The 23,822-nt window shown below is 73.6% G+C and carries 23 protein-coding genes; 4 read left to right on the forward strand and 19 right to left on the reverse strand.

All coding sequences use genetic code 11. The features are described from left to right. Nucleotides 1–12 precede the first annotated feature (12 nt). The 11 genes from GPA02_RS16485 to GPA02_RS16535 form a co-directional block, all read right to left on the reverse strand. The gene (locus GPA02_RS16485; protein ID WP_156201538.1) at nt 13–822 is read right to left on the reverse strand and encodes an SMP-30/gluconolactonase/LRE family protein; all 810 of its coding nucleotides are present in this window, start codon (nt 820–822) and stop codon (nt 13–15) included. Next, a complete protein-coding gene (locus GPA02_RS16490) occupies nt 819–1,826 on the reverse strand; it encodes an aldose 1-epimerase (protein WP_156201539.1) in 1,008 nt (335 codons plus the stop codon). The genes GPA02_RS16485 and GPA02_RS16490 overlap by 4 nt, the downstream gene beginning before the upstream one ends. A 16-nt stretch (nt 1,827–1,842) precedes the next feature. Further along, nucleotides 1,843–4,011: a glucosidase family protein gene (locus GPA02_RS16495; RefSeq protein WP_156201540.1), complete on the reverse strand. Its 2,169-nt coding sequence runs from the start codon at nt 4,009–4,011 to the stop codon at nt 1,843–1,845. Further along, on the reverse strand, nt 4,008–4,970 hold the full coding sequence (locus GPA02_RS16500) for an acetylxylan esterase (protein ID WP_156201541.1): 963 nt from the start codon (nt 4,968–4,970) through the stop codon (nt 4,008–4,010). The genes GPA02_RS16495 and GPA02_RS16500 overlap by 4 nt, the downstream gene beginning before the upstream one ends. Nucleotides 4,971–4,995: 25 nt before the next feature. Further along, nucleotides 4,996–6,264 (reverse strand): enolase C-terminal domain-like protein, encoded by a 1,269-nt coding sequence (locus GPA02_RS16505; RefSeq protein WP_156201542.1) that lies wholly within the window; start codon nt 6,262–6,264, stop codon nt 4,996–4,998. Nucleotides 6,265–6,272: 8 nt separating this feature from the next. Continuing rightward, entirely contained in the window at nt 6,273–7,097 is an 825-nt protein-coding gene (locus tag GPA02_RS16510; RefSeq protein WP_156201543.1) for an SDR family oxidoreductase, read from the reverse strand. A gap of 38 nt (nt 7,098–7,135) precedes the next feature. Beyond that, nucleotides 7,136–7,993 carry a carbohydrate ABC transporter permease gene (locus GPA02_RS16515; protein WP_156201544.1) on the reverse strand — a complete coding sequence of 286 codons (858 nt, stop codon included), beginning with the start codon at nt 7,991–7,993 and terminating at the stop codon, nt 7,136–7,138. After that, entirely contained in the window at nt 7,993–8,904 is a 912-nt protein-coding gene (locus GPA02_RS16520) for a carbohydrate ABC transporter permease (protein WP_156201545.1), read from the reverse strand. Before GPA02_RS16520 ends, GPA02_RS16515 begins: the two co-directional genes overlap by 1 nt. A gap of 176 nt (nt 8,905–9,080) precedes the next feature. Then, nucleotides 9,081–10,382: an ABC transporter substrate-binding protein gene (locus tag GPA02_RS16525; protein ID WP_156201546.1), complete on the reverse strand. Its 1,302-nt coding sequence runs from the start codon at nt 10,380–10,382 to the stop codon at nt 9,081–9,083. An 84-nt stretch (nt 10,383–10,466) separates the two neighbouring features. Beyond that, nucleotides 10,467–11,165 (reverse strand): FadR/GntR family transcriptional regulator, encoded by a 699-nt coding sequence (locus GPA02_RS16530; RefSeq protein ID WP_156201559.1) that lies wholly within the window; start codon nt 11,163–11,165, stop codon nt 10,467–10,469. Nucleotides 11,166–11,322: 157 nt separating this feature from the next. Further along, nucleotides 11,323–12,528 (reverse strand): DUF4185 domain-containing protein, encoded by a 1,206-nt coding sequence (locus GPA02_RS16535; protein ID WP_156201547.1) that lies wholly within the window; start codon nt 12,526–12,528, stop codon nt 11,323–11,325. 122 nt (nt 12,529–12,650) lie between these two features. Here GPA02_RS16535 and hisN point away from each other — a divergent pair, with 122 nt between their 5' ends. Then, the gene (gene hisN, locus GPA02_RS16540) at nt 12,651–13,463 is read left to right on the forward strand and encodes a histidinol-phosphatase (protein WP_156201548.1); all 813 of its coding nucleotides are present in this window, start codon (nt 12,651–12,653) and stop codon (nt 13,461–13,463) included. A gap of 12 nt (nt 13,464–13,475) precedes the next feature. On the opposite strand, the gene GPA02_RS16545 is transcribed toward hisN, so the two are convergent. From GPA02_RS16545 to GPA02_RS16555, 3 genes are read right to left on the reverse strand one after another with little or no spacing between them, the layout of a single operon-like run. Beyond that, nucleotides 13,476–13,931, reverse strand: coding sequence for a DUF6912 family protein (locus GPA02_RS16545; protein ID WP_156201549.1), 456 nt, complete (start codon nt 13,929–13,931; stop codon nt 13,476–13,478). A gap of 34 nt (nt 13,932–13,965) precedes the next feature. Beyond that, on the reverse strand, nt 13,966–15,198 hold the full coding sequence (locus tag GPA02_RS16550) for a CpaE/TadZ family protein (protein WP_156201550.1): 1,233 nt from the start codon (nt 15,196–15,198) through the stop codon (nt 13,966–13,968). A 2-nt stretch (nt 15,199–15,200) separates the two neighbouring features. Continuing rightward, nucleotides 15,201–15,821: an SAF domain-containing protein gene (locus GPA02_RS16555; protein ID WP_156201551.1), complete on the reverse strand. Its 621-nt coding sequence runs from the start codon at nt 15,819–15,821 to the stop codon at nt 15,201–15,203. Between the two features lie 205 nt (nt 15,822–16,026). On the opposite strand from GPA02_RS16555, the gene GPA02_RS16560 reads away from it, so the two are divergent. Continuing rightward, on the forward strand, nt 16,027–16,242 hold the full coding sequence (locus GPA02_RS16560; protein WP_156201552.1) for a helix-turn-helix domain-containing protein: 216 nt from the start codon (nt 16,027–16,029) through the stop codon (nt 16,240–16,242). Nucleotides 16,243–16,249: 7 nt separating this feature from the next. Here GPA02_RS16560 and GPA02_RS16565 read toward each other — a convergent pair whose 3' ends face one another. Then, a complete protein-coding gene (locus GPA02_RS16565; protein WP_156201553.1) occupies nt 16,250–16,756 on the reverse strand; it encodes a hypothetical protein in 507 nt (168 codons plus the stop codon). Nucleotides 16,757–16,884: 128 nt separating this feature from the next. Between GPA02_RS16565 and GPA02_RS16570 the strand changes: the two genes are divergently transcribed. Beyond that, on the forward strand, nt 16,885–17,694 hold the full coding sequence (locus GPA02_RS16570; RefSeq protein WP_156201554.1) for a LysM peptidoglycan-binding domain-containing protein: 810 nt from the start codon (nt 16,885–16,887) through the stop codon (nt 17,692–17,694). Continuing rightward, nucleotides 17,691–18,197 (forward strand): Rv3235 family protein, encoded by a 507-nt coding sequence (locus GPA02_RS16575; protein ID WP_156201555.1) that lies wholly within the window; start codon nt 17,691–17,693, stop codon nt 18,195–18,197. Before GPA02_RS16570 ends, GPA02_RS16575 begins: the two co-directional genes overlap by 4 nt. 139 nt (nt 18,198–18,336) lie before the next feature. Here GPA02_RS16575 and secA read toward each other — a convergent pair whose 3' ends face one another. From secA to GPA02_RS16595, 4 genes are all read right to left on the reverse strand, one after another. Continuing rightward, the gene (secA, locus tag GPA02_RS16580; RefSeq protein ID WP_156201556.1) at nt 18,337–21,264 is read right to left on the reverse strand and encodes a preprotein translocase subunit SecA; all 2,928 of its coding nucleotides are present in this window, start codon (nt 21,262–21,264) and stop codon (nt 18,337–18,339) included. 30 nt (nt 21,265–21,294) lie between these two features. Next, nucleotides 21,295–22,494, reverse strand: coding sequence for a winged helix-turn-helix domain-containing protein (locus tag GPA02_RS16585; protein WP_240134103.1), 1,200 nt, complete (start codon nt 22,492–22,494; stop codon nt 21,295–21,297). A gap of 210 nt (nt 22,495–22,704) precedes the next feature. Next, a complete protein-coding gene (gene hpf / locus GPA02_RS16590) occupies nt 22,705–23,361 on the reverse strand; it encodes a ribosome hibernation-promoting factor, HPF/YfiA family (protein ID WP_156201557.1) in 657 nt (218 codons plus the stop codon). A gap of 143 nt (nt 23,362–23,504) precedes the next feature. After that, on the reverse strand, nt 23,505–23,822 hold a 318-nt coding region (locus tag GPA02_RS16595), incomplete at its 5' end, for a phosphoribosyltransferase family protein (protein ID WP_275689733.1).

The following is a 23,822-nucleotide window of genomic DNA, read 5'->3' on the forward strand; positions in this document are numbered from 1 at the left end:
TACGAGGCCCTGTCACGCGGTGGGCGACCCCTCGACGAGGGTGACGTGCCACCGGCCGAGGTTGGCCGTGAACAGCTGGTCGCCGCGCCAGGCGAGGTTCGTCGGGTGGCACAGCAGGTGCGCCGTCGGGTCGTCCAGCCAGGTGGTGGCCTCGCCGGTGGCGAGGTCGACCCGCAGCACGCGGCTCGGCTCGTAGCACCCGACGTACAGGGCGCCGTCGGGCCCGAGCGCGATGCCGTCGGGCAGCGTGCCGGGCGCCAGCCGGGCGACCTCGCGGACCGCGCCGGCCGCGCCGTCGGGACCGATCGTCACGGCCGAGACCCGGGAGGCGAACGTCTCGACGACGAACAGCTCCGAGCCGACCAGCGCGAGCCCGTTCGCGAAGTGGAACGGTCCCGGCGCCCACACGCCGCCCACGCCGTCCGGGCCGTACCGGTGGATCGTCCCCGTCGGTTCCTCCGCGCTGCCGGAGTCGGTGACCCACACGCTGCCGTCGGGTGCCACGCAGGGAAAGTTCGGCGTCTCGATGCCGGTGACGAACGGCTCCGGCTCGCGTGCGCCGGCCGGCAGCCGGAACACGGCGTGGTGGCGCAGGTCGCACGCGTATAGCTCGCCCTGCGGGCCGAACGCGATGCCGAGCACGAACCCGTCGGTCGTCGCCACCTGCTCCATCGCCGAGCCGTCGGGCTCGATCCGGAAGATCTGGCCGCGCTCGCCGCCGCACCAGACGGCGCCGTCCGGCGCGACCGCCACGCACTCGGGGTGGTCGAGCTGCGGGCGGCTCGTCGTGCCGTCGAAGAAGACCCGACCGGTCGCCGTCATGCGTCCGCCCTCTCGGTGCTGAGCCCGACGACGACCGTGCGCTCCTCGCCGCCGGCGAGGCGCAGCGGGACACCGCCCTTCTGCTTCGCGACCGCCAGGCCCTGGCCGGGGTAGGTGGTGCCGGGCTCGATCGCGGTCACGTAGGCCATCTGCCACCAGGGGTGCCCCGGCGTGTGGTGCAGCTCCTGCCACAGCCACGCGCTCGGGTACACCGAGGTGTCCCACTCCAGCCGCGCGGCGAGGTCGAGCTCGTCGTTGACCAGCCGCGCCCAGCCGGTGTCGAAGTCGGAGAGGTAGACCAGCCGCGCGGTCCGGAGGTCGGGGACGACCGAGAGGTCGACGTCGGACCCGTCCGCCCCGGGTGCGTGCGGCCAGGAGGCGCGCCGGCCGGGCACCAGGTCGCCGCCCGTGATCGTGTCGTCGGTCTCGGTGGTGCGGGCGCCGGTCTCGATCCGGGTGCCGGGCGCGACCAGCGGCGCACCGAACGCGGGGTGCTGGGACCACATCACCTCGAGCTCGACCGGCGCGAGGTTCGTCAGCGTCTCGGTCACGGCGAGCGCCGAGCCCGTCAGCTCGACCCGGCGGTGCAGCCGCAACGGTGCCCGGATCAGCCGGACCGTCAGCTCGGCCCAGGCGCGGTCGCCCTCGACCCCGTGACCGACGACCGTCCACGGCAGCAGCGCGGCCTCGCCGTGGAAGCCCCACACGGTGCCGCCGGGCGCCGGGGTGGCGGCGCCCGCGTTCGGGCACAGCACGTTCCACCCGCCCGGGAACCGCTCGCCCCACTCGGTCTCGGTGGCGGCGCTGAACGGGCCGGTGCTGCGCGGCGGCACGCCCCACGGCACCCGGAACAGCACGTCGACGCCGGTGCGGACGTCGACGAAGGAGACGATGTCGCTGCCCAGCTCGGGGATCAGCTGCACGCGCGCCTGCGCCGTCGCCAGCTCCAGGGCCGGCCAGCCGCCCTCGATCGTGACCTCGCGGACCTCGGTGCCGTCGGACATCGTCGCTCCTCCCTCGTCACGCCCGGTCGTCCTGCTGCTGCGACGTGCGCTCGTGCACGCCGGTCGCGTCGACGTCGTAGACGCGGTCCCCCACGCGCAGGCCCAGCAGCCGCGCGCCCGGGTCGATCGCGTCCAGGCAGCCCGACGCCGTCACTGTGCCGTCCCAGCCGACCTCGACGCCGAAGACGCCGGAGATCACCAGCTCGCTGAACGAGCCCGCCGAGGAGCACGACCAGTCGAGCAGGTACGGCCACTGCGGCGGCGCCTTGCGCGCGCCGCCCTCGACCGGGTCGGCCGCCTCCTCGACGAAGTGGCCCTGCCCGGGAGGTCCCTGGTTGGTGCTGCGCGCCAGCCCGGGCAGCCACTGCGCGACGACGTCGGCGCCGCCGAGCGCGATCGCCGCGCGCGCCGCGTCCGGCGGCCACGCCGGGTAGGCGCCGTTCCACTGGTGGTCGGCGCGCAGCGAGTACCCGGCGTCGGGGTCGTGCGCCGACAGCGCGCGCAGCCACGACGGCGTGCGCAGCTCGGTGTCGAAGAACCGGACCATCTCGGCGCGCACGTCCTCCGGAAGGTCGTCGGCGATCGTGGTGCCGACCGTCGCGAAGTCGTAGCAGTGACGGGTCTCCTCGAGCGACCCGTCGGGCTGCCTGGTGTGGAAGAAGCCCGCGCCCGGGACGTAGAGGTCGCGCACCTTCGCGAGCAGGTCCTCGGCGTCGGCGCGCAGGGCCGCGGCCTCCGCCTCGGCGCCCTCGCCACCCTCCATCTCGACGAGCTCGGCCGCTGCGCGCATGCACCACACGTTGGCGGCGTTGAGGCTCGCGATCTCGTGGGTGTAGCTCGACACGCACTCGAGCAGGTTGTCGATGCCGCCGTAGTCGGCGAGCCCGCCCGGGCCGCGCAGGTGCTGCCACGCCCGCGCCCACGCCCGCACGTGGTCGGCGATGCGACGCTCGTTGCCGTCGGCGTCGGCGAACACCTCGTCGAGGAACGCGCGGTCCTGGGTGAACGCGACGTAGTCGCGCACCAGCCGGGTCATCGCGTAGTGGTTGACCGAGTACCAGTAGCCGACCGGGCTCCCGGTGAGCCACTCGGTGCCGAAGTGCTTCTCGATGTCGAGGCTGATCCAGTGCGCGAGCTGGCGGCGCATCTGCGCCGGGTCGAGCATCGCGTGGGTCTGCGACGACAGCGAGTAGTCCCAGATGAACGTCGTCGTCGCCCAGTACCGCGGCATCAGGGTGTCGTAGGAGCGGCCCAGCACCGAGGCGGGGTTGTCGCGCATGAACCACAGCACGCCCATCGCGCCCCAGCGGTACAGCGTGCGCAGCGCGTCGTTGCTCGTCTCCAGGACCGGCATCGACCCCGAGAAGGTGTCGTCGTCGGGGTCGAAGAGGCCCGCGAGCCGGCGGTCCCACGCGGCCTCCGAGGCCGCGACGACGCCGTCCAGCCCGGGCCCGTCCGCCGCGATGCGGTCGACGGCGTCGCGCGCCTGCTGCTCGGTGGCCGCGATCGCGTGGACGTAGCCGAGCACGGCCGTCCCGCCCGCGGCCAGGTCGAGCTCGACCTCGACGACTCGGGGGCCGCCCGCGAGCTCGCGCGCCTCGGCCGGCGCCAGCAGCCTCTGCACGCTCGCCGCGGGCGCGTCGCCCTCCTGCAGCTGGATGCCGAAGGACGACCTGCTGACCTCGGTGTCGGTGTCCGGCGTCCCGACGACGGTCAGCCCCTCCCGGCGCAGCACGTTCGGGGCCTGCGGCAGCTCGGCGCGCGCCCAGCGCGGCCGGCTGGTCACGGTCGACGCGAGCCAGAGCCCCAACCGGGCGGTGCGCGCGTCGCCGAGGTTGCGGACCTCGATGCGCACCGCGACCGCCGGCTCGTCCGGCGGGCAGACGGTGACGGTCGCGATCTCCAGCCCGTCGATCGTCGTCGTCCGCTCGACGCGGTCCGGCCGCCACGTCGTCGCGACCGGCTGCCCGTAGGAGCGGGCGAGCCGGCCGCCGAGGTAGAGCTGGCCGGTGATCGTGTCGCCCTGCGCGACCGGCGGCACGTTGAGGCTGCGCACCGCGACGACGTCGTGGTCGACCTGCGCGGTCGCCCAGTGGTTGGTCAGCCCCGGCGGGTTGATCATGTCGTCGAAGCGGTCGACGATCCGCGCCGAGGTGAAGTCGGCGCAGGTCGGGACGGTGGTCATGAGTCTCCTCTGAGGTGGTGGTCGAGCCAGACGGCGAGCCGTGCGTCGTCGTGGGCGCCGCCGCCCTCGTGGCCGTTGTAGGGCCACGTGACGACCTCGGGAGGCGGGTCCATCGCGTTGATCGCGGCGAAGACGCCCGACGGCGGGCAGATGAGGTCGCCCAGCCCCACGGTCACCATCGTCGGGCAGGTGATCCAGGGAGCCAGGTGGGCGATGTCGACGTGGTCGAGCACCGTGAGCGCGGCCTCGGCCCGGTCCCGGTGCGTCGCGAGGTAGCCGGCGAGCTCGGCGTAGGGCTGGGCGTCGGTCACCTCGACCGAGCGGGCGATGCCGCACAGGTAGGGCGTGCGAGCGAAGGCCGCCGCCACGCCGTCGTGCAGCGCCGCCGCCGCGAGCGCCATCGCGCCGCCCTGGCTGTGCCCGACCACCGCGACCGGCTGGCCCGCTGCGCCGGGCAGGTGCGCCACGGCGTCGACGGCCATGACGGCGTCGGCGAGCAGCCGGCGGTAGTAGAGCGTCTCGGGCGCGTCGATGCCGCGCGCGAGCATGCCCGGCGTCGCCGGGCCGCTGCCGTGGGGGTCGGGCGTGTCGCCGGTGTTCCAGATCGAGCCCTGGCCGCGGCTGTCGACGACCAGGTGCGCGTAGCCGTGGCTGGCCCAGAGGATGCGCTCGTGCGGCAGGCCGCGGCCACCGCCGTAGCCCAGGTACTCCACGACGACGCCCTCGGGCTCGGGCGGCAGCAGCCACCAGCCGCGCACCGGCTCGCCCCCGAAGCCGGGGAACGCGACGTCGTGGACGGTCACCGTGCGCAGCGGGTGCGCGAGCGGCTCCGCGACGACGTCACCGGCGGCAGCGCGCGCCGCGGCCAGGGTCTCGCCCCAGAAGCCGCGCAGCCCCGGCGGCGCGGGCCGCGGGTAGCGGTACTCGCGCAGCTGCGCGAGCGGCATGTCGACCAGCATCAGCGCCTCGCCCGAGGCTGCTCGCTCACTGCTCGTCCCACAGCGCGTAGGCCTCCTCCAGCGCCGGCGGGATGCCGCCCTGCTCGGGGTCGGCGTAGCGCGTGTTCGGCAGCATCGCGTACCAGCCGGGCCGGGCCGGGTCGCGGTCGTAGGGGTAGCCGCCGAGGCGCTGGTAGCGCTCCGCGGCGACCGCGACGGCGTCGCGGTCGAGCGTGACACCCAGGCCGGGACCCTGCGGGACCGTCATGCGGCCGTCCCGGTACGGCACGAGGCCGCCCTCGACGATGTCGTGCCGCAGGTGGTGGTAGTGCGCGTCGGCGGCGTAGACGAGGTTCGGGACGACCGCGCCGAGGTGGCGCATCGTCGCGAGCTGGATGCCGAGCTCGCCCGAGGAGTGCACCGCCACGCCGAGCGAGAACGCCTCGCAGATGCCGGCCGCCCGCACGCAGGGGCGGATGCCGCCCCAGAACGTGGTGTCGAGCAGGATGACGTCGACGGCGGGGTCACGGACGTTGGCCGCGAGCTGCTCGGGGTTGACGACGACGGTGTTGGTGGCCAGCGGGATCGAGGTGTTCTCCCGCACCTGGCGCATGCCGGTGAGCGAGAACACCGGGTCCTCGAGGTAGTCGTTGTTCAGGTCGGCGATGCGCTCGGCGAACCAGATCGACTCCCCCACGCTGAGCACGCCGTTGGGGTCGTAGCGGACCTTGTCGTCGGGGAACGCCTCGGCGAGCGCGCGGAAGCACTCGAGCTCGTAGGCGGGTGGGAACACGCCGCCCTTGAGCTTGTGGACGCGGAACCCGTGCGCCTCCTTCAGCCGCCGCGCCTCCGCGACGAGCTGGTCGGGCGTGCGGACCTCGCCGGTGCCGTCCGGGCCGGGGAACCGGAAGAACAGGTAGCTCGCGAACTCGACCTCGTCCCGGACGGCGCCGCCGAGCAGGTCGGTGACGCTCAGTCCGGAGTGCTGGCCCAGCAGGTCGAGGCACGCGAACTCGACCGCCGCGAGCAGCTGGGTGCGGTTGTTGTAGAGGCTCGCGGTGGGGTTGGCGATCATCCAGCGCAGCGCCTCGACCTGTGCGGGGTCGTGTCCCTTGAGGTAGGGCAGCAGCGCCCGGACCGCCGCCTCGGCGCTCTCGCCGCCGCCGCCGAGCTCGCCGAGCCCGATCAGGCCGGTGTCGGTCTCGACCTCGACGATCGTGCGGACGAACCGGCCCCAGTGCGCGCCGTTGGAGTGCCGCAGCGGCGCCTCCAGCGGCACCGTCACGGTGGTCGCGCGGATGTCGACGATCCTCATGCCCGAGCTCATCGGTCAGCCTCCGCGGTGTCGCTCTCGGGGAGCACGACGGCGTTGCCCGCCGTCAGCGCGCCGTCGACCTTGACGTCGGCGCCGGTGACGAACGACGCCCGGCTCGACAGCAGGAACTCGATGACCTCGGCCACCTCCGACGCCTGCGCGACCCGGCCGATCGGGTGGGAGCGACCCCACTCGGCGACCGTCTCCTCGACGTGCTCGGGCCCTGCGAACTCCGCCGCGGCCCACCGCAGCATCGGGGTGTCGACCGAGCCGGGGCACACCGCGTTCACCCGGATGCCCTCGTGCGCGTGGTCGACCGCCATCGCACGCACCATCGACAGCAGCGCACCCTTGGTGGCGGCGTAGGCGACGACGCCCTGCTGGGCCATGTAGGCCTGCACGGAGGACACGACCACGATCGACCCGCCGCCGTTCGTGCGCAGCATCGGCACCGCGTGGTGCGCGGCGAGGAACACGCCCCGCACGTTGACGTCGAAGGTCCGGTCGAAGGTCGCACGCGCGTCGGGTGCGTCGACCGTGCCGTAGCTCTGGACACCGGCCGCGCACACCAGGCCCGCCAGCCGGCCGCCGTCGGCGGCGACGGCCGCGAAGGCGGCGGCGACCGCGTCCGGGTCGGCCAGGTCGGCCACGAGCGGCACCGCGTCGGGCAGCTGCTCGACGAGCCGGGCGAGCGCGTCGCCGTCCCGGTCGAGCGCGTAGACGCGGGCGCCCGTGGCGGCCACCCGGCGCGCGGCCGCCTCGCCGATGCCGGCGGCGGCGCCGGTGACCAGCACCGGCGCGGGCCGGGTGGCCTCGGATGTCGTCTCGGTCATGACCTCGTCTCTCTCCTCGTACGTGCGTGGCGGGGCGCTCAGAACTGACCGAGCGACAACCCGCGGGTGAACGCCCGCTGCGTGGCCAGGAACAGCACGACCGTGGGCAGCGAGACCAGCAGGCCACCCGCGAGCACGGTCGACATCGCCGAGCCCCCGTAGGTGCTCTGCAGGGCCGACAGCGCCGCGATGACCGGCCGCACGGTCTCGGACTGCGACAGCGTCAGGCCCAGCAGCAGGTCGTTCCAGATGAAGGTCGCCTGCAGGATGAAGATCGCGACCAGCGCCGGGCCCGACATCGGCAGGTAGATCCTCCAGAAGATCCGCCACGGCGACGCGCCGTCCACGACAGCGGCCTCGAACACGTGGTGGGCGATGCCGCTGAAGAAGTTGCGCATGACGAACGCCGAGAACGGCACCGAGATCACCGTGTACACGAGGATCATGCCGGTCCGGGTGTTGTAGAGCCCGGTCGAGGCGTAGCCGATGAACAGCGGCATGAGGATCATCTGCAGCGGGAAGACCGTGCTGGTGAAGATCAGCACGAACCAGAAGAACCCGCGGCGCAGCCGCAGCGCGACGATCGAGAAACCGGCGGCCGCGCCGACGAGCACCGCGAGCGCGGGCGAGGCGATCGCGTACAGCGCGGTCGACAGCGTGCCGAGCGAGAGCCGGCCCCGCCCCCAGGCGTCGGCCATGTTGCTCAGCAGGCCGCCGAGGTCGCCGGGCTGCCAGACCGAGTACTCGCCGAACACCTCCGGACGCTTGGAGGCGTTGGCCAGCAGCAGGTACACCGGCACCAGCCAGATCACGCCGAGGATCGCGAGCACGACCTGGCGGACGACGACGCCCGGCGAGGTACGGGGGCGCCGGACCACGGGGGTGGCGGCGGTCATCAGGCGCTCCGTCCCGGCGCCAGCTGGCGCCTGAGGTAGATGATCGAGGCGGCGACCGTGACGACGGTGAGGAAGACGGCGACGGCGGCTCCCAACCCGTACTGGTTGCTCTGGAAGGTCTCCTTGAACATCGTCAGCGCGAGCGTCTCCGACGCCCCGCCGGGACCGCCCTTGGTCATGCCCCAGACGATGTCGAAGGTCTTGAGCGAGCCGACGATGCTCAGCCCGACGACGACGGTCGTCAGCGGCGTCAGCATCGGCCACGTCATCGTGCGGAACAGCGTGAAGCCGGAGGCGCCGTCGACCCGGGCCGCCTCGAGCGGCTCCTTCGGGATCGACTGCAGGCCGATGCCGAACAGCAGCGCGTTGACGCCCGCGCCCTGCCAGGTGGAGGCGACGATCATGACGAAGGTGTTCAGCGGCGAGTCGAGCAGCCAGCGCGGCGCGTCGACGCCGAAGAACCCGACGACCTGGCTGAGCGCGCCGTTGGTCTGCAGGATGAACGACCAGATGACGCCGACGGCCACCCCGGAGATCGCGTACGGGATGAGGAACGGCAGCCGGAACAGCGTCGCGTTCGGCAGCCCGTGGCTGAGCACCGCGATCATCAGCCCGAGGCCGACCGGCAGGATCAGCGTGCCGGCGACCCAGTAGAGCGTGTTGACCAGGGAGTTCACGAGCCCCGGGTCGGTGAACATGTCGACGTAGTTCTCGAGGCCGACCCACTCGGGGTCGCCGAGGCCGTTGTACTCGGTGAACGAGATGTACGTCGTGTAGAGGAACGGCAGGTAGAGCACGACGGCGGCCAGCAGCACCGCCGGCGCGACGAAGCCCGCGGAGGACAGCCAGTAGGTGTTCCGGGACCTCTGCCGCGGCAGCAGCTCTGCGTGCCGTGCGGTCGGCGCGGTCATCTCACTCCTTGCTGGGGGCACGTCGGTCGAGCGACCGGGCCCCGCGGGCGTGCGGATCGGGTGGTGGCAGTGGTGTGGGGTGGGTGGGCTGGGTGCACGGTTCAGCCCACCCACCCCGGTCCGGGTGCCGGGGAGCGCCGCGCTCGGCGGCGCGCTCCCCGGCGGTGCGGTCCGACCTACTGGTCGGCCCAGTACTCCTCGGCCGCGGCCTGGATCGCCTCCAGGTGCGTCATCGGGTCGGAGTTGTTGGTGACGAAGGCACCGAACTGCTCCGACGCGACGGTGTAGATCGGCACCGGGGTGGCCTCCAGCCAGCGCTTGTGGATCTGGAAGTCCGGTCCGGTGACCTGCTCCACGACGGCCGTCAGCGCCGGGTCGGGCGACTCGACGTTCGGGTTGAAGGACACGTCGCCGAACGCGTCGGTCCACGCCTCCTGGGCCTCGACGCCGAGCCACCAGGCGCTGTAGTCGAGCGCGGCCTGCTCGTTGGCGCTGCCGGCGCCGACGCACAGCGGGCCGGTCTCGACGATCGCCTGCTGCTTGTCGAGGTCGGGGTTGACGTTCGGGATCGCGAAGATGCCGTAGTCGGCGTCGGGCTCCATGCCCAGCGCGTTGAGCTGGCCGGTGAAGAACGTGCCGAAGTTGGCCATCGCGACCTCACCGGTCTGCAGCAGCGTCTGCGGGTCGGTGGTCACGCCCGGGTCGATGAAGTAGCCCTTGGTCTGCATGTCGTGCCAGACCTCCATCGCCTCGACGATGGCGGGGTCGGTGTAGGAGACCGAGCCGTCCTGCAGGCCGACGTAGGCGTCCGGGTCGGACCCGACGACGACCGTCTGGAACCACACGAACTCGAAGATGAAGTTCATCTGGTGGAAGGGCACGACACCGTTGTCGACCAGCGTCTGCGCGTTGGCCATCAGCTCGTCCCAGGTGGTCGGGACCGACAGGCCGTACTCGTCGTAGACGGCCTTGTTGTAGTACATGACCCAGTAGACGACGTTGAGCGGGACGCAGTACTGCTTGCCGTCGTAGGTGTAGTTGTCGATGAGGCCGTCGGGCACGTTGCCGTCGGCCACGGCCTGCTCCCACAGCTCGGTGGTCTCGGCCACGAGACCCGCCTCGACGAGCTCGGCGAGCTGGTCGCCGGTGTGCCAGGTGAACAGGTCGGGCTTGTCGTTGGTGCGGAACGCCTGCTTGATGAAGGCGTCGTAGGCCGCCGCGTCCGAGTAGCCGGTGAAGCTGAGGGTCGACTGGCCCGCCGCGCTCGACGCCTCGTTCATCTCGTCGAACTGCGGCTCCCACGCGGCCTTGTCGGTGAAGAAGCCCAGCTCGGTGGGCTCGGCGTCGCCGCCGCCGCCTCCGCCGCCGGCCCCACCGCCGCCTCCGCCCTCGTTGCCGCCGCCGCCGCACGCGGCGAGCACGAGCGCCGCTGCGGCTGCCACCGCGGCCAGCGCTCCCCTGGTCCTGTGCTGCTTCATTCCTCGCACCTCTTCGTGTGATGTGGTGACCCGTCCGGTTCTCCGCCGGGCCGTGGTTGTCCTGCTGCTGGTGGGTGGCGCGGCTCAGCCGCTCTCCGCCCGGGACCGGATGACCCGGATGACGTGACCCAGGTGATCGGCGACGGCGACCTGCGCCGCCTCCGCGTCGCCCGCGACCAGGAGGTCGCGGATCGCCTCGTGCTCGCCGAAGTCCTCGACGGCGTCGCCGTGGAGGGTGAGGATCGCGCGCTGGTCCTCGGCGTGCAGCAGCACGACCGAGTCGACGACCTCGGCGAGGATCGCGTTGCCGGTCGCGGCTGCGACGGCACGGTGGATGTCGAGGTTGGTGCGCCAGAGCCGGTCGTCGCCCGCCTCGACCTGCGCGCGCGCCTCCTCGAGCACCTCGTCGAGCCACGCGAGGCCGGCGGGGTCGCGCATCTCGGCGGCGATCCTCGCGATCTGCGGCTCCAGCGCGAGCCGCGCCTCGAGCAGCTCGACCAGCTGGTCGAGGTCGGAGCGCGGCAGCACCGGGTTGATGAGCACGCGACGCCCGGCGTTCGTGCCCACGTAGAGGCCGGAGCCGTGCCGCAGCTCGACGATCCCGAGACCCTCGAGACGCCGCAGCGCCTCGCGCATCGTCGGGACGGCCACGCCGAAGCGGACCGCGAGGGCCTTGACGCCCTCGAGCTGGTCGCCGGGCGCGAGCCCCTGCTCGGCGACGATGTCCATGACGCCCTGCGCGAGCTCGCTCGACAGCGTCGAGCGGTGCTGGGGCGTCGTCATCACGCGAGTGATCTAATCACTAGGTCACTAGATCTCGCAACCGTGCCGACGCGATGTTGCGAAACCGTGACCCAGACCGTCCCACCCGGTCCATTCCCCTCCCCGCCGGGCTCGCACCGCGCCGAGCGCGGCGACGGCGCGAGCCGGGCGGGCGGCCTCAGCGGCGGCCGGGACGCGGGGTCTCGACGTCGACCTCCACCTCGACGAAGCGCGGCCGGTAGATCGAGGCGTCCTCGTACAGCTCGTCGCTGTCGAAGCTGTTGACGTTGTACGTCACCAAGAGGGTGTCGCGGGTGCGCAGCTCCGGGTGCTCGTGGGCGTTGTAGGCGAAGATGTTCGGGTTGCCGTAGCTGCCGAACGCACCCACCTCGGGCATCTCGTAGACGAGGCCGGCGGGCTGGAACGGCCCGGTCGGCGAGCACGAGGTGTAGGCGAGGATGTTGCGGCTGAAGATCTCGTTCGTGTCCTGCGTGATCAGCAGGTAGCCGTCGAGGTACGGGCTGACGCTGTACTCGTTGGCGACCCCGCTCATGACCGCGACGCTGTCGGTCTCCTCGTCGGACCACCCCTCACCGGTCCAGAACTCCCAGTGGTTGGTGAGGTCCCGGCCGTGCACCCGCGCGACGTGCATCGACTTGACCAGGCCCTGGTCGTCGACGCCGTACACGTAGGTGTAGCGGCCGGTGCTCTCCTCGGCCACGTAGCTGCCCCACTGGACACCGGTCTCCGACGGCAGCGACGTCAGGCTCGTCAGCTGCAGCGTGGTCCGGTCGAAGGTCGCGAGGTGGTTGCTGTCGAACCCGAAGTCCCACAGCCCGCCGCCGCCGTACCAGTAGCGCAGCGCCACCACCTGCACGTCCCCGCGCGGCGTCTGCAGCCCGTCGCCCACCCAGTACCAGCCCTGCGGCTCGTCGGTCGGCTGCGGGATCAGCGAGGTGTCGTCCGGACCGGTGATCGTGGACAGCTCGCCGCGCCGGTCCTGCATCACGAAGCTGTTGTTGAGGAACGGCGAGTCCAGCGGGCGCGACCCGTCCTCGGCGACCTCGCCGAGGAACGTGTCGGAGAAGACCCACAGGATCGTGTTGCCCTTGAGCGGGATCGAGTACGTCGAGTCGGCACCGGTCCACTCGCCCGCCGTGTCGGCGTAGGTCGTGAACGTCTCGGTGAGGTCGGGCTCGGGCGCCCCGGTGAAGGTCAGCGTCGAGCCGGCGAGCCGGCACTCCCCCGGCCCGCCACCGCTCCCGGGACCCTGACCCTGACCGGGCCCGCCCGCGAGCGCCGGGCCCGCACCGACGAGGCCGAGGCCCGCCGCGAGCGTCAACGCGCCGAGCGCGGGGACGAGACGACGACGTGTACGCACCATGAGGACAGCTCCTTCGCTGTGGAGGGCGTGCACCCGGGCCCGAGCATGCCCGGCGCGCCCGCGCTCGTCAACTCCGTGAGGGCTGCCGGGGCGAGCCTGCCGACTCCACTACTGTGCCGAGCATGGAGCACGCCACCGCCGCGCGGCCGCGCTACGACGACGACCTGCGCCTGGCCCACGTCATCGCCGACCAGGTCGACGCGCAGACGATGGCACGCTTCAAGGCGCAGGACCTGCACGTCGAGGCGAAGCCGGACACGTCGCCGGTGACCGACGCCGACCGCTCCGCCGAGGAGATCGTGCGCGCCCAGCTGGCGCGCACCCGGCCGCGCGACGCCGTCCTGGGCGAGGAGTTCGGTATCACCGGCCACGGCGCGCGGCAGTGGGTCATCGACCCGATCGACGGCACGAAGAACTTCGTGCGGGGCGTGCCGGTGTGGGCGACGCTGATCGCGCTGCTCGACGGCGACGACCCGGTCGTCGGTGTCGTGAGCGCACCGGCGCTCGGCCGACGCTGGTGGGCGGGCCGCGGCTCCGGCGCCTGGACGGGCCGCTCGCTCTCGGCCGCCACCCGGATCGAGGTCTCCGGCGTCACGCGGCTGGAGGACGCCTCGCTGTCCTACTCCAGCCTCGCCGGCTGGGCCGCGGCGGACCTCGACGAGGAGTTCCACGACCTCGAGTCGCGCTGCTGGCGCAGCCGCGCCTACGGCGACTTCTGGTCCTACATGCTGGTGGCCGAGGGCGCGGTGGACATCGCGTGCGAGCCCGAGCTCGAGCTCTACGACATGGCCGCCCTGGTGCCGATCGTCCTCGAGGCGGGTGGCCGCTTCACCTCCCTCACCGGCGAGGACGGGCCGTTCGGCGGCAGCGCCGTCGCCACGAACGGGCACCTGCACGACGAGGTGCTCGCGACGCTGGCGGCACGCGCCCGCTGAGGGCGGGCGCCGTCAGCCGTCGGCGAGCCGCGCGGCGAGCTCCGCACGCTCGGAGGCGTCGTACCAGAGCATGTCGAGGTCGGCGACCGCCTCGACCGCGTCCTCGTCCCCGGCGACGGCGGCTCGCACGAGACCGGCGGTCTCCTCGTCGTCGGGGTCGTCGACGTGGATGCTCACGACGGCGGACCAGGGCACGTCGGGCGCCTCGACGGCGGTGAGCACGCCGTCGGCCTCGACGGCGGGGGCCGCCGCGACGTCGGCCGAGACGACGACGCGCACCGGGACGTCGTCGGCCGTGAGCCGGGCGAGCGAGGCGTCGGCGGCGTCGAGGAACGCCGGCAGCTCCAGCTCCTCCTCCGAGCCGGGGCTGGCGGCGCGCAGCGCCGCGGTGACCGCGTGGGCCGTGCGGGCGGAGATGCCGTCGGGCGCGGTGAGGTCGGCCGACGTCGCAGGCAGATAGATCCGCATGCGCCGACCCTACGGCGGCGCGGGCCGCGACCTGCTAGCGACGGCGCCGGCGCCGCCCGCGGCTCGCGGCCGGGACACCGAGCCGGGCCGCGAGATCGGCGATCGCGGTGCGCGCGGGCGAGCGGGGCGCGGTCTCGGCGAGCGTGGCGCCGGCGAGCGCGGCGCGGTCGCAGGCCGGCCGGTCGTCGGGCACCAGCAGCACGTCGGCGACCCCGGCGAAGCGGTGCAGCGCCTCGCGCACCGAGTCGCCCGGGCGAGGGCCGGCGGCGTCGGTGCGCACCCGGGTCACCACGACGTGCCGCTCGGCGGGCAGCCCCTGCCGTCCCTCGAGGTCGAGGAGGGTCTGCACCAGCCGCTGCACGGCGACCGGCTCGGCCGCCCCGACGGTGACCATCGCGTCGGCGGCCGCCGTGGCCGAGGCCGTGACCGCGTTGCGGCGCGGCCCCAGCACCGCGTCGAGACCGACGGTGCGCTCGTCGTCGGGCACCCACGTCCCGGTCTCGACGACGACCCAGTCGGCCAGCCTGCGAGCGGGCTCCCAGAGCGCGTCGATCCCGGCCCCGCTGACCTCGCGCCAGCGAGAGCTGCGCGGCAGCCCGGGCAGCACGAGCATGCGGTCGTTCACGCGCGCGCACAGCCGCAGCAGCGACGCCGGCTCGAGCGTGCCCTGATCGGCGGCGCGGACGGCCGCGGCCAGCCCGGCGGACTCCTCGAGCAGGCCGAGCGAGGTGGCGACCGCTGCGCCCCAGACGTCGGCGTCCACGAGCAGCACGCGCGCACCCGCCGCGGCGATCTCCGCCGCGAGGTTGATCGCGACGGTGGTGCGCCCCGGGGCGCCGTGCGCACCGCCGACGGTGACCAGCCGCCCCGGCGGGCTCTCGACGGCCGGGGCCGCCTCGGCCGCCGGCTCGGGCGGCACGAGCGGCAGCACGGCGGCCGCCGCCGCGACGGCCTCCACCACGGGCGCCGCACCCGCGTCGTCGACCACGGCGGTGGCGCCCATCGCCGTGTAGCGGTCGCGGTCGGCCGCGCCGCACACGACGATCGTGGCGGTGCCGACCTGCGCGAGGCGCGCCACCAGCGGGCGGTCCGGCTCGTGAGCGGCGGCGACGACCGCGACGGAGCCGAGCCCGGCGAGCGCGGCGCCCGCGAGCTCGGCGACGTCGGCGCAGCGCCGGACGACGACGAGGTCGGCCGTGCGGTCGACGGCCGCGACCACCTCCTGCTCGAGGTCCCCCGTGAGCGCGACCAGCACCCCGTGCGCCACGGTCAGCCCACCCCGCCCCCGAGCTGAGGCACCACGTGCACGACGCCGTCGGCCGTGAGCGCCGCCAGCACCGCGCCGAGCTCGTCCTCGTCGACGAGCACCTGCACCTGCACCTGGTCGCTGCCGACGAACACCGAGCTCGAGGCGTGGACGGCACGCACCACCGCACCCGTGACGAGCGGCTCCGGCGGCAGCAGCGCACCCTGCGAGCCGGCGGGGTCGGGCATCGCGACCCACAGGTCGACGACCGACCCCTCGCCCACGAGGTCCTGCATCGCTGCGTCCATCGGCACCTGCACCGGCCGCAGCCCGACGTCGTCGGCCGAGGCGAGCGCGGCGAGCGGGACCAGCTCTCCCGCCGTCACCGTGCGCGTGACGACCGCGCCGTCGACCAGCGCGGAGCCGGGCACGAGGTAGACGTCGTCGACGGCGTCCATGCGCACCTGCACGACCTGGAGGTCCTCGGCGGTCACGACCTCGCCGGGCGTCAGCGCGGTGCGCGCCTGGTAGACCTCGACCGAGGCGTCCGCGCGCGAGACCGCCCACGACCCGAGCACCACCGACGCCACGACCAGCAGCACCCCCACGCCCAGTCTCGGGTCACGCCAGCTGGGTCGGCGCATGCGCGCTGCACTCGTCTCGGCCACCTTCTACCCCCTCAGGACCGGCGCGTCTGCCAGGGACACTAGTGCAGCCGCCACACGCGCGCGGCGGCCCGTCCACCGCCCCTGACCCCCGCGACGCACCGCTCCGGCGGCTGCCGCGGGCATCCACAGGCGCGGACCGCGGCGTTTTCGCCGACGCCGCCGATGGTGGGACACTGCGGGCATGGAGCCACGTTTCCTGTCGCTCGCCGACGTGTGCGAGGTGCTTCAGGTACCGCTGCCCACCGTGCGCGCGCTCGTGCGCAGCGGTGAGCTGCGGGCGATCCAGGTCGGCGGCAAGGGCACCTGGCGCGTCGAGCGCAGCGCCCTGGAGTCCTACATCGAGCACCGCTACGCCGTCGAGGAGCAGCGCCTGCGGGGCGAGACCGTCCGCGACTGACGCGCCGTCAGGTCGAGGAGATCCCCGTCAGGGCGGCCCACGGCACCCCGAGCACCCCGCCCTGCGTCGCGAGGTCGAGGTGGTCCGCCCCGACGCGGACGACGAGCCCGACCTGGTCGCCGCCGAGGGTGTGCACGAGCACCTGCTGCCCCTCCGCCGCCAGCGCGCGCAGCACGTGACCGAGCCCGAGGCCGCGATCGACCGCGGCCGGCGGCGGCGCGGCGCCCGCCAGCGGCCACACCAGCGCCACCGCTGACATCGGCACCAGGTGCCGACGCTCGCCCTCGGCGAGCAGCACCCACTCCTGCGCGACGTCGACGACGACGCCGCTGCGGTCGGACCCGTCGACGAGGCGCACGGTCAACGGGTGGCCGCGGCGCGCCCGCACGCGGTCTCCCAACCTCGTGGCGGCCGCCTCCGCCTCCGCCAGCTCGCGGATCTCCTCGTCGTCGGCGCTGCGCTGCTCGGCCTCCCACTGCGCCTGCAGATCGGCGAACAAGGCGTCCCAACGCACCCGCCCACCCTACGGATCGTGGCACGAGCGGGCACCCCGTGCGTCCACAGCAGACCCCGGACGGTGGACAGGAGAGCGCACGACTGATAGGAACTGACATGAACCGACAGCAACGCTAGGGAACAGATATGGACGCGAGGAGCGATCGGCTCACCGGTCGGACGATCGGCGCGCTGGGTGCCGCGGCCGCCTCGGCCGCGGGTCTGCTGCTCCTCGCGGCCTCGTTCGGATCCCGTGGTGCGCTCGCGGTGCGCACGGTCGACGACGCCGTCACCGTCGCCGCGCACGCGGTCGGCGCCGCGGTGCTGCTCTGGTACCTCGTCACCGCGGTCGTCGCCGCCGCCTGTCTCGCGGCCCGCGCGGCCGGTGCGGCGTGGGTGGGGCTCGAGGCGCACGTCGCCCGGCTCGGCGCCCCCGTGCTGCGGCGGGCGCTGGTCGCCGGCGGCGGAGCCCTGGTCGCGATGACCGCCGTGCTGGCGCCCGCCACCGCGGTGCCCGACGGTGTCGCGGACGACCTCGGCTGGGGCGCCACCGCCGAGCCCGCGCCGCAGGACGACGGCAGCCCGCCCGCCGCACCACGCGAGGGGGCAGGTGCCGGCGCGGCCACGCCCGAGAGCGACGCCGGGAACCACGACCCGGCCGGCGGCGCCGACCCCACCACGCCCGAGGCACCCGAGGAACCCGAGGCAGGCGATGTCGAGGTCGCGCCCGCTGCGGGCTCCCTCCTCGACGCCTCGACCTACACGGTCGTCGAGGGCGACTCGCTCTGGGCGATCGCGCAGGCCGCGCTGCCGGGCGACCCCGACGTCGACGACGTCGCCCGAGCCTGGCCCGCCTGGTACGAGGCGAACCGCGACGTCGTCGGCCCGGACCCCGATCTCATCCACCCCGGTCAGGTGCTGCTGGTGCCCGACCACGACACCGAGGAGCACGCATGACCACGCTCGCCACGACCGAGCCGCCCACCGTCACGGTCCCCGCCCCGGCACGCACCCGGCCGCCCCGGCTGCACGGTCCGCGCCCGTGGGACCGCATCGCCTTCCGCGCGCCGGAGCGCAGCCCGTCCGCCCACGACGACGCCGCACCCCATCTCGTCTGGCCGCAGCCGGTCGTCGTCGACCTGCCGGAGCCCGGTGCGTGGTGCGGCGCGCTCGTGCGCACCTGCGTCGAGGTGCTGCTGGGCGCCCGACCCGCCGCGCAGCTCGCACGCTGGCTCACCGACGACCTCTACGTGTCGATGAGCCGCCGCGCGGGGCTCGCGCAGGCGCTGCCGACGTCCGCGCGCCGGGTGCAGGTGCTGCGCGTGCACACCTGCGAGCTCCCCGGCTCCCGCCACGAGGCGTCGGTGGTGCTGCACGACGGTCGCCGCGTCCGGGCGGCCGCGGTCCGCATCGAGGTCTACCGCGGTCGCTGGCGCGCCACCGCGCTGGAGATCGGCTGAACCGACACTCTCGCACGGCACGCGGGTGGCGTCCCTCGCGAGGCCGCTTCGCGCCCGCGGGCCACGACGAGCCGACGGCGCCCACGCACCCGCCGCCCGCGACGGCGTCCGGGAGCGCGCCGCGTCCGCGCGCTGACCGTCAGCGGCGCTTCTTCGCCTGCTTCGCCGCGCGCCGACGCGCCTCGCGGTTGGCCCCCGCAGCCGGCGCGGCACCTCCCTCGCCGGCGCCACCCGCCGGCTTCGCGGCCGCAGCACGGCCCGGTCCGGTCACGCGTGTGCCGGCGTCGCCGTCGACCGACGGCGCGGAGTACGTGAGCTGCGCCGGCCGCTGCGGCAACCCGCCCAGACCCAGCGGGTCGGACGCGGCCTCCGGGCGTCGCGCCGTCGCGGGGATCGCACGGGCGCCGGCACGGCGGCCCTGCTTCTTCCCGGCAGCCGCCTGCTGCGCCGCCGCGGGTGCCGGCGCGGCCTCGGCCGCCGGGGCCTCCTCGGCCTGCCCGTCGGCGGCCTGCTCGCCGTCCTGCTGCGGGAGCCGGACCTCGAGGTTGAAGAGGAAGCCGACCGCCTCCTCCTTGATCGCCTCGTTCATCGCCTGGAACAGCTGGAAGCCCTCGCGCTGGTACTCCACGAGCGGGTCGCGCTGGGCCATCGCCCGCAGGCCGATGCCCTCCTTGAGGTAGTCCATCTCGTAGAGGTGCTCGCGCCACTTGCGGTCGAGCACCGACAGCACCACGCGGCGCTCCAGCTGCCGCATGACGTCGGTGCCCAGCTCCTCCTCGCGGCGCTGGTAGGCCAGCCTCGCGTCCGAGGTCAGCTCATCGACCAGCTGCTCGCGCGTCAGCCGCGTGACGCCGCCGGCCTCCTCGATGACGTCCTGCTCGGTGATCGACACCGGGAAGATCTGCCGCAGGTCGGTCCACAGCTGCGCGAGGTCCCACTCCTCCGGCACGCCCGCGGCCGTGGCGTCGGTGACGATGCCGTCGATGACGTCGCCGATCCAGCCCTGGACCTTGTCCTGCAGGTCCTCGCCGTGCAGCACCTCGCGGCGCACCTCGTAGACGACGGTGCGCTGCCGGGAGAGCACGTCGTCGTACTTGAGGACGTTCTTGCGGATCTCGAAGTTGCGCGACTCGACCTGCGCCTGCGCCGACGCGATGCCGCGCGAGACCATCTTCGACTCCAGCGGCAGGTCGTCCGGGTAGCCGGGCGCGTTCATGAAGCGCTCGGCGAGACCGGAGTTGAACAGCCGCATGAGGTCGTCCTCGAGCGAGAGGTAGAACCGCGACTCGCCCGGGTCGCCCTGACGGCCGGAGCGGCCGCGCAGCTGGTTGTCGATCCGTCGGGACTCGTGCCGCTCGGTGCCCAGCACGTACAGGCCGCCGAGCGCGACGACCTCGTCGTGTTCCTCCGCGACCGCGCGCTTGGCCTCCTCGAGCGCCTCCGGCCAGGCGGCCTCGTACTCCTCGGGCGTCTCGGTCGGGCTGAGGCCACGCTTGGCGAGGTTGTCGATCGCGATGTGCTCGGCGTTGCCGCCGAGCATGATGTCGGTGCCGCGGCCGGCCATGTTGGTGGCGACGGTGACCGCGCCCTTGCGACCCGCCATCGCGACGATCGCGGCCTCGCGTGCGTGCTGCTTGGCGTTGAGGACCTCGTGGGGGACGCCCTGCTTCTTGAGCAGCTTGCTCAGCAGCTCGGACTTCTCGACGCTGGTCGTGCCCACCAGCACCGGCTGGCCCTTGGCGTGCCGCTCGACGATGTCCTCGACGACCGCGTTGAACTTCGCGGTCTCGTTCTTGTAGACGAAGTCCGGCTGGTCGATGCGCGCCATCGGCCGGTTCGTCGGGATCGGCACCACGCCGATCTTGTAGGTGTTGGCGAACTCCGCGGCCTCGGTCGCGGCGGTGCCGGTCATGCCCGAGAGCTTGTCGTAGAGGCGGAAGTAGTTCTGCAGCGTGATCGTGGCGAGGGTCTGGTTCTCCGCCTTGATCGGCACGCCCTCCTTCGCCTCGATCGCCTGGTGCATGCCCTCGTTGTAGCGGCGCCCGGGCAGGATGCGGCCGGTGTGCTGGTCGACGATGAGGACCTCGCCCTTGAGGACGACGTAGTCCTTGTCGCGCGTGAAGAGCTCCTTGGCCTTGATCGCGTTGTTGAGGAACCCGATCAGCGGCGTGTTCAGCGACTCGTAGAGGTTGTCGATGCCGAGGTGGTCCTCGACCTTCTCGATGCCGGGCTCCAGCACGCCGACGGTGCGCTTCTTCTCGTCGACCTCGTAGTCGACCTCGCGCCGCAGCCGCTTCGCGATGCGCGCGAACTCCGCGTACCACTTGTTGATGTCGCCCGAGGCGGGCCCGGAGATGATCAGCGGGGTGCGCGCCTCGTCGATGAGGATCGAGTCGACCTCGTCGACGATCGCCATGTTGTGGCCGCGCTGCACGAGCTCCTCGACGCTCCACGCCATGTTGTCGCGCAGGTAGTCGAAGCCGAACTCGTTGTTGGTCCCGTAGGTGATGTCGGCGGCGTACTGCGCGCGCCGCTCGTCGGGCTTCTGACCCGACAGGATCGTGCCGGTCGTCAGACCGAGGAAGCGGTACACGCGGCCCATCAGCTCGCTCTGGTAGGAGGCGAGGTAGTCGTTGACGGTGACGACGTGCACGCCCTTGCCGGTGAGCGCGTTGAGGTAGGCGGGCAGCGTGGCGACGAGCGTCTTGCCCTCACCGGTCTTCATCTCGGCGATGTTGCCGAGGTGCAGCGCGGCGCCACCCATGATCTGGACGTCGAAGTGACGCTGGCCGAGCGTGCGGGTCGCAGCCTCGCGCACGACCGCGAACGCCTCGGGCAGCAGCGCGTCGAGGCTCGTGCCGTCGGCGATGCGCTGCTTGAACGCGTCGGTCTCGGCGCGCAGCTCGGCGTCGGTGAGGTCGGCCATGACGTCGGCGAGGGCGTTGACCTGGGTCGTCATCGCCGTCAGGCGCTTGAGCACCCGCCCCTCGCCCATGCGAAGGATGCGATCGAGAATGGCCACACTGGCTCCTGGTTCGTGCGGGATGAGCGACTGACTGCCGACCATCGTACGTGCGGGCGCCCGGCCCGCCCGCTCTCACAGGTGCGCGCGCAGCGCGTCGAGCAGGTCGCCGCGGGCGTCGTCGGCGATCGCGATGCCCGCGAGACCGAGCCAGCGCGCGGTGCTGTGGAGCTCGTCGGCGAGCGCTCCGGCCACCTCGGCCGGCGGCGGAGCGCTCTCCTCCCTGAACGCCGTGCGCACCAGCAGGGTTCCCGTGGCGCGGTCGGCCTTGAGGTCGGTCCGGCCGGCGAACCCCTCCCCGAGCAGGAACGGCAGCACGTAGTAGCCGTCGGTGCGCTTCTCGGCAGGGGTGTAGATGCCGATCCGGTAGTGCATGCCGAACAGCTCCAGCAGCCGCCGGCGCTCGAACACCATCGGGTCGAACGGCGCGAGCAGGGCCTGGGCGCGCGTCCTGCGGGGCAGCCGCGCCTCGGCGTGCAGGTAGGTCGGGCGCTGCCAGCCGGCCACCTCGACGGGCTCGAGGCGCCCCTCCTCGACCAGCCGGGCGACGGCGGTCGCCGTCTCCTGCGCACCGAGCCGGTAGTAGTCGGCCAGGCACCGTACGGTCGAGACGCCGAGCGCACGCGCGGCGAGGTCGACCAGGCGTGCGACCGCCTCGGGCCGGTCGAGCTCCTCGGCGTCGACCAGGGCCGGCGGCAGCACGCGCTCGGTGAGGTCGTAGGCCCGCTCGAACTGCGAGGTGCGGTGGGCGACCGCAAGCTCGCCCGCGAAGAAGGCGGCCTCGAGGACCTGCTTGGCGACCGACCAGTTCCAGCCCCAGTGCTCCTTGGGCCCTCGCTCGTGGCCGAGCAGCTCGTGCATCTGCGCCGCGGTGATCGGGCCCCGCTCCGCGACGACGTCGAGCACCTTCGCGTAGACCTCCGGGTGCCGCTGCCGCACCGTCGCGCCGTACCCGCGCTCGCGCTCGTGACGCATGCGGAACCGGAGCACCTGGTAGGTCGTCGGCGGCACGTAGGCGGCGACGTGCGCCCACGACTCCATGAGCCGCCGCGGGCGCGACGGCGTGCCCCGCGACGCGCGGTCGAGCAGCGCCGGGTCGTAGGGCCCGAGCCGCGAGAAGGCGGGCAGCTGGTGCGCCCGGGCCAGGACGTTGACCGAGTCGATCTGCAGCAGCCCGAGCCGGTCGATCACGCCCTGCAGGTGACGCATCGTCACCGCCCCCGCGGGGCGCTCCTGCGCGCCGGTGCGGGCGAGCCCCTGGGCGTGGATCGCCACGCGTCGAGCCTGCGCGAGCGTGAGCCTGCGCCGTGCGGGAGCGATCACGGCGGGCGCGCTCGGGGCGGGACCGGTCCCGGCGGGATCGATCCTGGAACCGTCCGTGGCGGGATCGATCCTGGTGGCACCGTTCGTGGCGGAACCGTTCGTGGTCACCGCGGCAGTGTCGCAGCAGGCACCGACACGCGGTGCCTGCTGCGACGCCGCACCTCAGCTGGCGGCCTGCTCCGCCTGCTCGGTCTGCTCCGTCTGCGTCGTGGCGTTGAGGCGGATGACGCCGTAGGTCCAGCCCTGCCGGCGGTACACGACCGCGGGCTGGTGCGACTCGGCCTCGATGAAGAGGTAGAACGGGTGGCCGACGAGCTCCATCTCGGCGACCGCGTCGTCGACCGTCATCGGCGAGGTGTCGTGCACCTTCTGCCGGATCACCACCGGGGAGTCGCCGAGCTGCTGCTCGACCGCGACGCCCGGCGCCAACGGCTCCTGGTGCTCCTCCTCGACGGCGACCTCGAGGGTGCCGAGGTCGGCCGGGACCGGGGCAGGTGCGTGACCGTTGCCGCGGTGCCGGGACCTGCGGCGGCTCTGGCTGCGCCGCAACCGTTCGAGGAGCTTCGCCATGGCCAGGTCGAGGGCCGCGTACCGGTCCGACGCGCTCGCCTCCGCCCGCACGACCGGTCCGCGCGCGCGGACGGTGAGCTCGACGCGCTCGGCCTGGTCGGCCATCCGGGGGTTCGCCTCGTGCGTGATCTCCACGTCGACGCGCTGCGCGTACGGGGAGAGCTGCTCGACCTTGGCGAGCTTGCCCTCGATGTGGCGGCGGAACCGCTCGGGTACCTCGGTGTGTCGGCCTACGACCACGATGTCCATGGTGATCCAGATCCTCCGTGAAGCCTCGTGCCGGAGCTGCGGGAGCCCGGCGAGTTCGTCACCGTGCGGCCCACCCGCACGGCCCTCGTGCTGTCGGCATCACCCCCCGCTCCCCCGCACCTGCGCCAGGCCGGGATCGAAGGTCATGGCACGACGCTAGACCACCCGGGCGGGGTCCGCACCGGGTTGAAGGTCCCGACGCGCAGGTCGTTCGTCGCCGGTCCCCGCGGTGCCCTCCGGTCGGTCCGGGCGGGTCCGCCGGCCGCCGCCGAGGTCGCGGCGCCGTCGGTGGGCGCCGGCGTCCGCGCGAGCACGAGGGCCCCGACGACCCGCCCGCCCGCGGCACCCAGGGCGGTCGCGCACGCGGCCAGCGTCGCACCGGTGGTGACGACGTCGTCGACGAGCAGGCAGGGCGCCGACGGCAGCGCGGCGAGGCAGCGGACGGCACCGGCGCGGTCGCG

Origin of the sequence: Actinotalea caeni, assembly GCF_009733795.1 — a bacterium.
Taxonomy (GTDB): Bacteria; Actinomycetota; Actinomycetes; order Actinomycetales; family Beutenbergiaceae; genus Pseudactinotalea; species Pseudactinotalea caeni.

Bases quoted from the DNA above. Each gene is read 5' to 3' on its own strand.
- GPA02_RS16485 (WP_156201538.1), bottom strand. From the start codon at position 822: ATGACGGCGACCGGTCGGGTCTTCTTCGACGGCACGACGAGCCGCCCG.
- GPA02_RS16490 (WP_156201539.1), bottom strand. From the start codon at position 1,826: ATGTCCGACGGCACCGAGGTCCGCGAGGTCACGATCGAGGGCGGCTGG.
- GPA02_RS16495 (WP_156201540.1), bottom strand. From the start codon at position 4,011: ATGACCACCGTCCCGACCTGCGCCGACTTCACCTCGGCGCGGATCGTC.
- GPA02_RS16500 (WP_156201541.1), bottom strand. From the start codon at position 4,970: ATGCTGGTCGACATGCCGCTCGCGCAGCTGCGCGAGTACCGCTACCCG.
- GPA02_RS16505 (WP_156201542.1), bottom strand. From the start codon at position 6,264: ATGAGGATCGTCGACATCCGCGCGACCACCGTGACGGTGCCGCTGGAG.
- GPA02_RS16510 (WP_156201543.1), bottom strand. From the start codon at position 7,097: ATGACCGAGACGACATCCGAGGCCACCCGGCCCGCGCCGGTGCTGGTC.
- GPA02_RS16515 (WP_156201544.1), bottom strand. From the start codon at position 7,993: ATGACCGCCGCCACCCCCGTGGTCCGGCGCCCCCGTACCTCGCCGGGC.
- GPA02_RS16520 (WP_156201545.1), bottom strand. From the start codon at position 8,904: ATGACCGCGCCGACCGCACGGCACGCAGAGCTGCTGCCGCGGCAGAGG.
- GPA02_RS16525 (WP_156201546.1), bottom strand. From the start codon at position 10,382: ATGAAGCAGCACAGGACCAGGGGAGCGCTGGCCGCGGTGGCAGCCGCA.
- GPA02_RS16530 (WP_156201559.1), bottom strand. From the start codon at position 11,165: ATGACGACGCCCCAGCACCGCTCGACGCTGTCGAGCGAGCTCGCGCAG.
- GPA02_RS16535 (WP_156201547.1), bottom strand. From the start codon at position 12,528: ATGGTGCGTACACGTCGTCGTCTCGTCCCCGCGCTCGGCGCGTTGACG.
- hisN (WP_156201548.1), top strand. From the start codon at position 12,651: ATGGAGCACGCCACCGCCGCGCGGCCGCGCTACGACGACGACCTGCGC.
- GPA02_RS16545 (WP_156201549.1), bottom strand. From the start codon at position 13,931: ATGCGGATCTATCTGCCTGCGACGTCGGCCGACCTCACCGCGCCCGAC.
- GPA02_RS16555 (WP_156201551.1), bottom strand. From the start codon at position 15,821: ATGCGCCGACCCAGCTGGCGTGACCCGAGACTGGGCGTGGGGGTGCTG.
- GPA02_RS16560 (WP_156201552.1), top strand. From the start codon at position 16,027: ATGGAGCCACGTTTCCTGTCGCTCGCCGACGTGTGCGAGGTGCTTCAG.
- GPA02_RS16570 (WP_156201554.1), top strand. From the start codon at position 16,885: ATGGACGCGAGGAGCGATCGGCTCACCGGTCGGACGATCGGCGCGCTG.
- GPA02_RS16575 (WP_156201555.1), top strand. From the start codon at position 17,691: ATGACCACGCTCGCCACGACCGAGCCGCCCACCGTCACGGTCCCCGCC.
- secA (WP_156201556.1), bottom strand. From the start codon at position 21,264: ATGGTCGGCAGTCAGTCGCTCATCCCGCACGAACCAGGAGCCAGTGTG.
- hpf (WP_156201557.1), bottom strand. From the start codon at position 23,361: ATGGACATCGTGGTCGTAGGCCGACACACCGAGGTACCCGAGCGGTTC.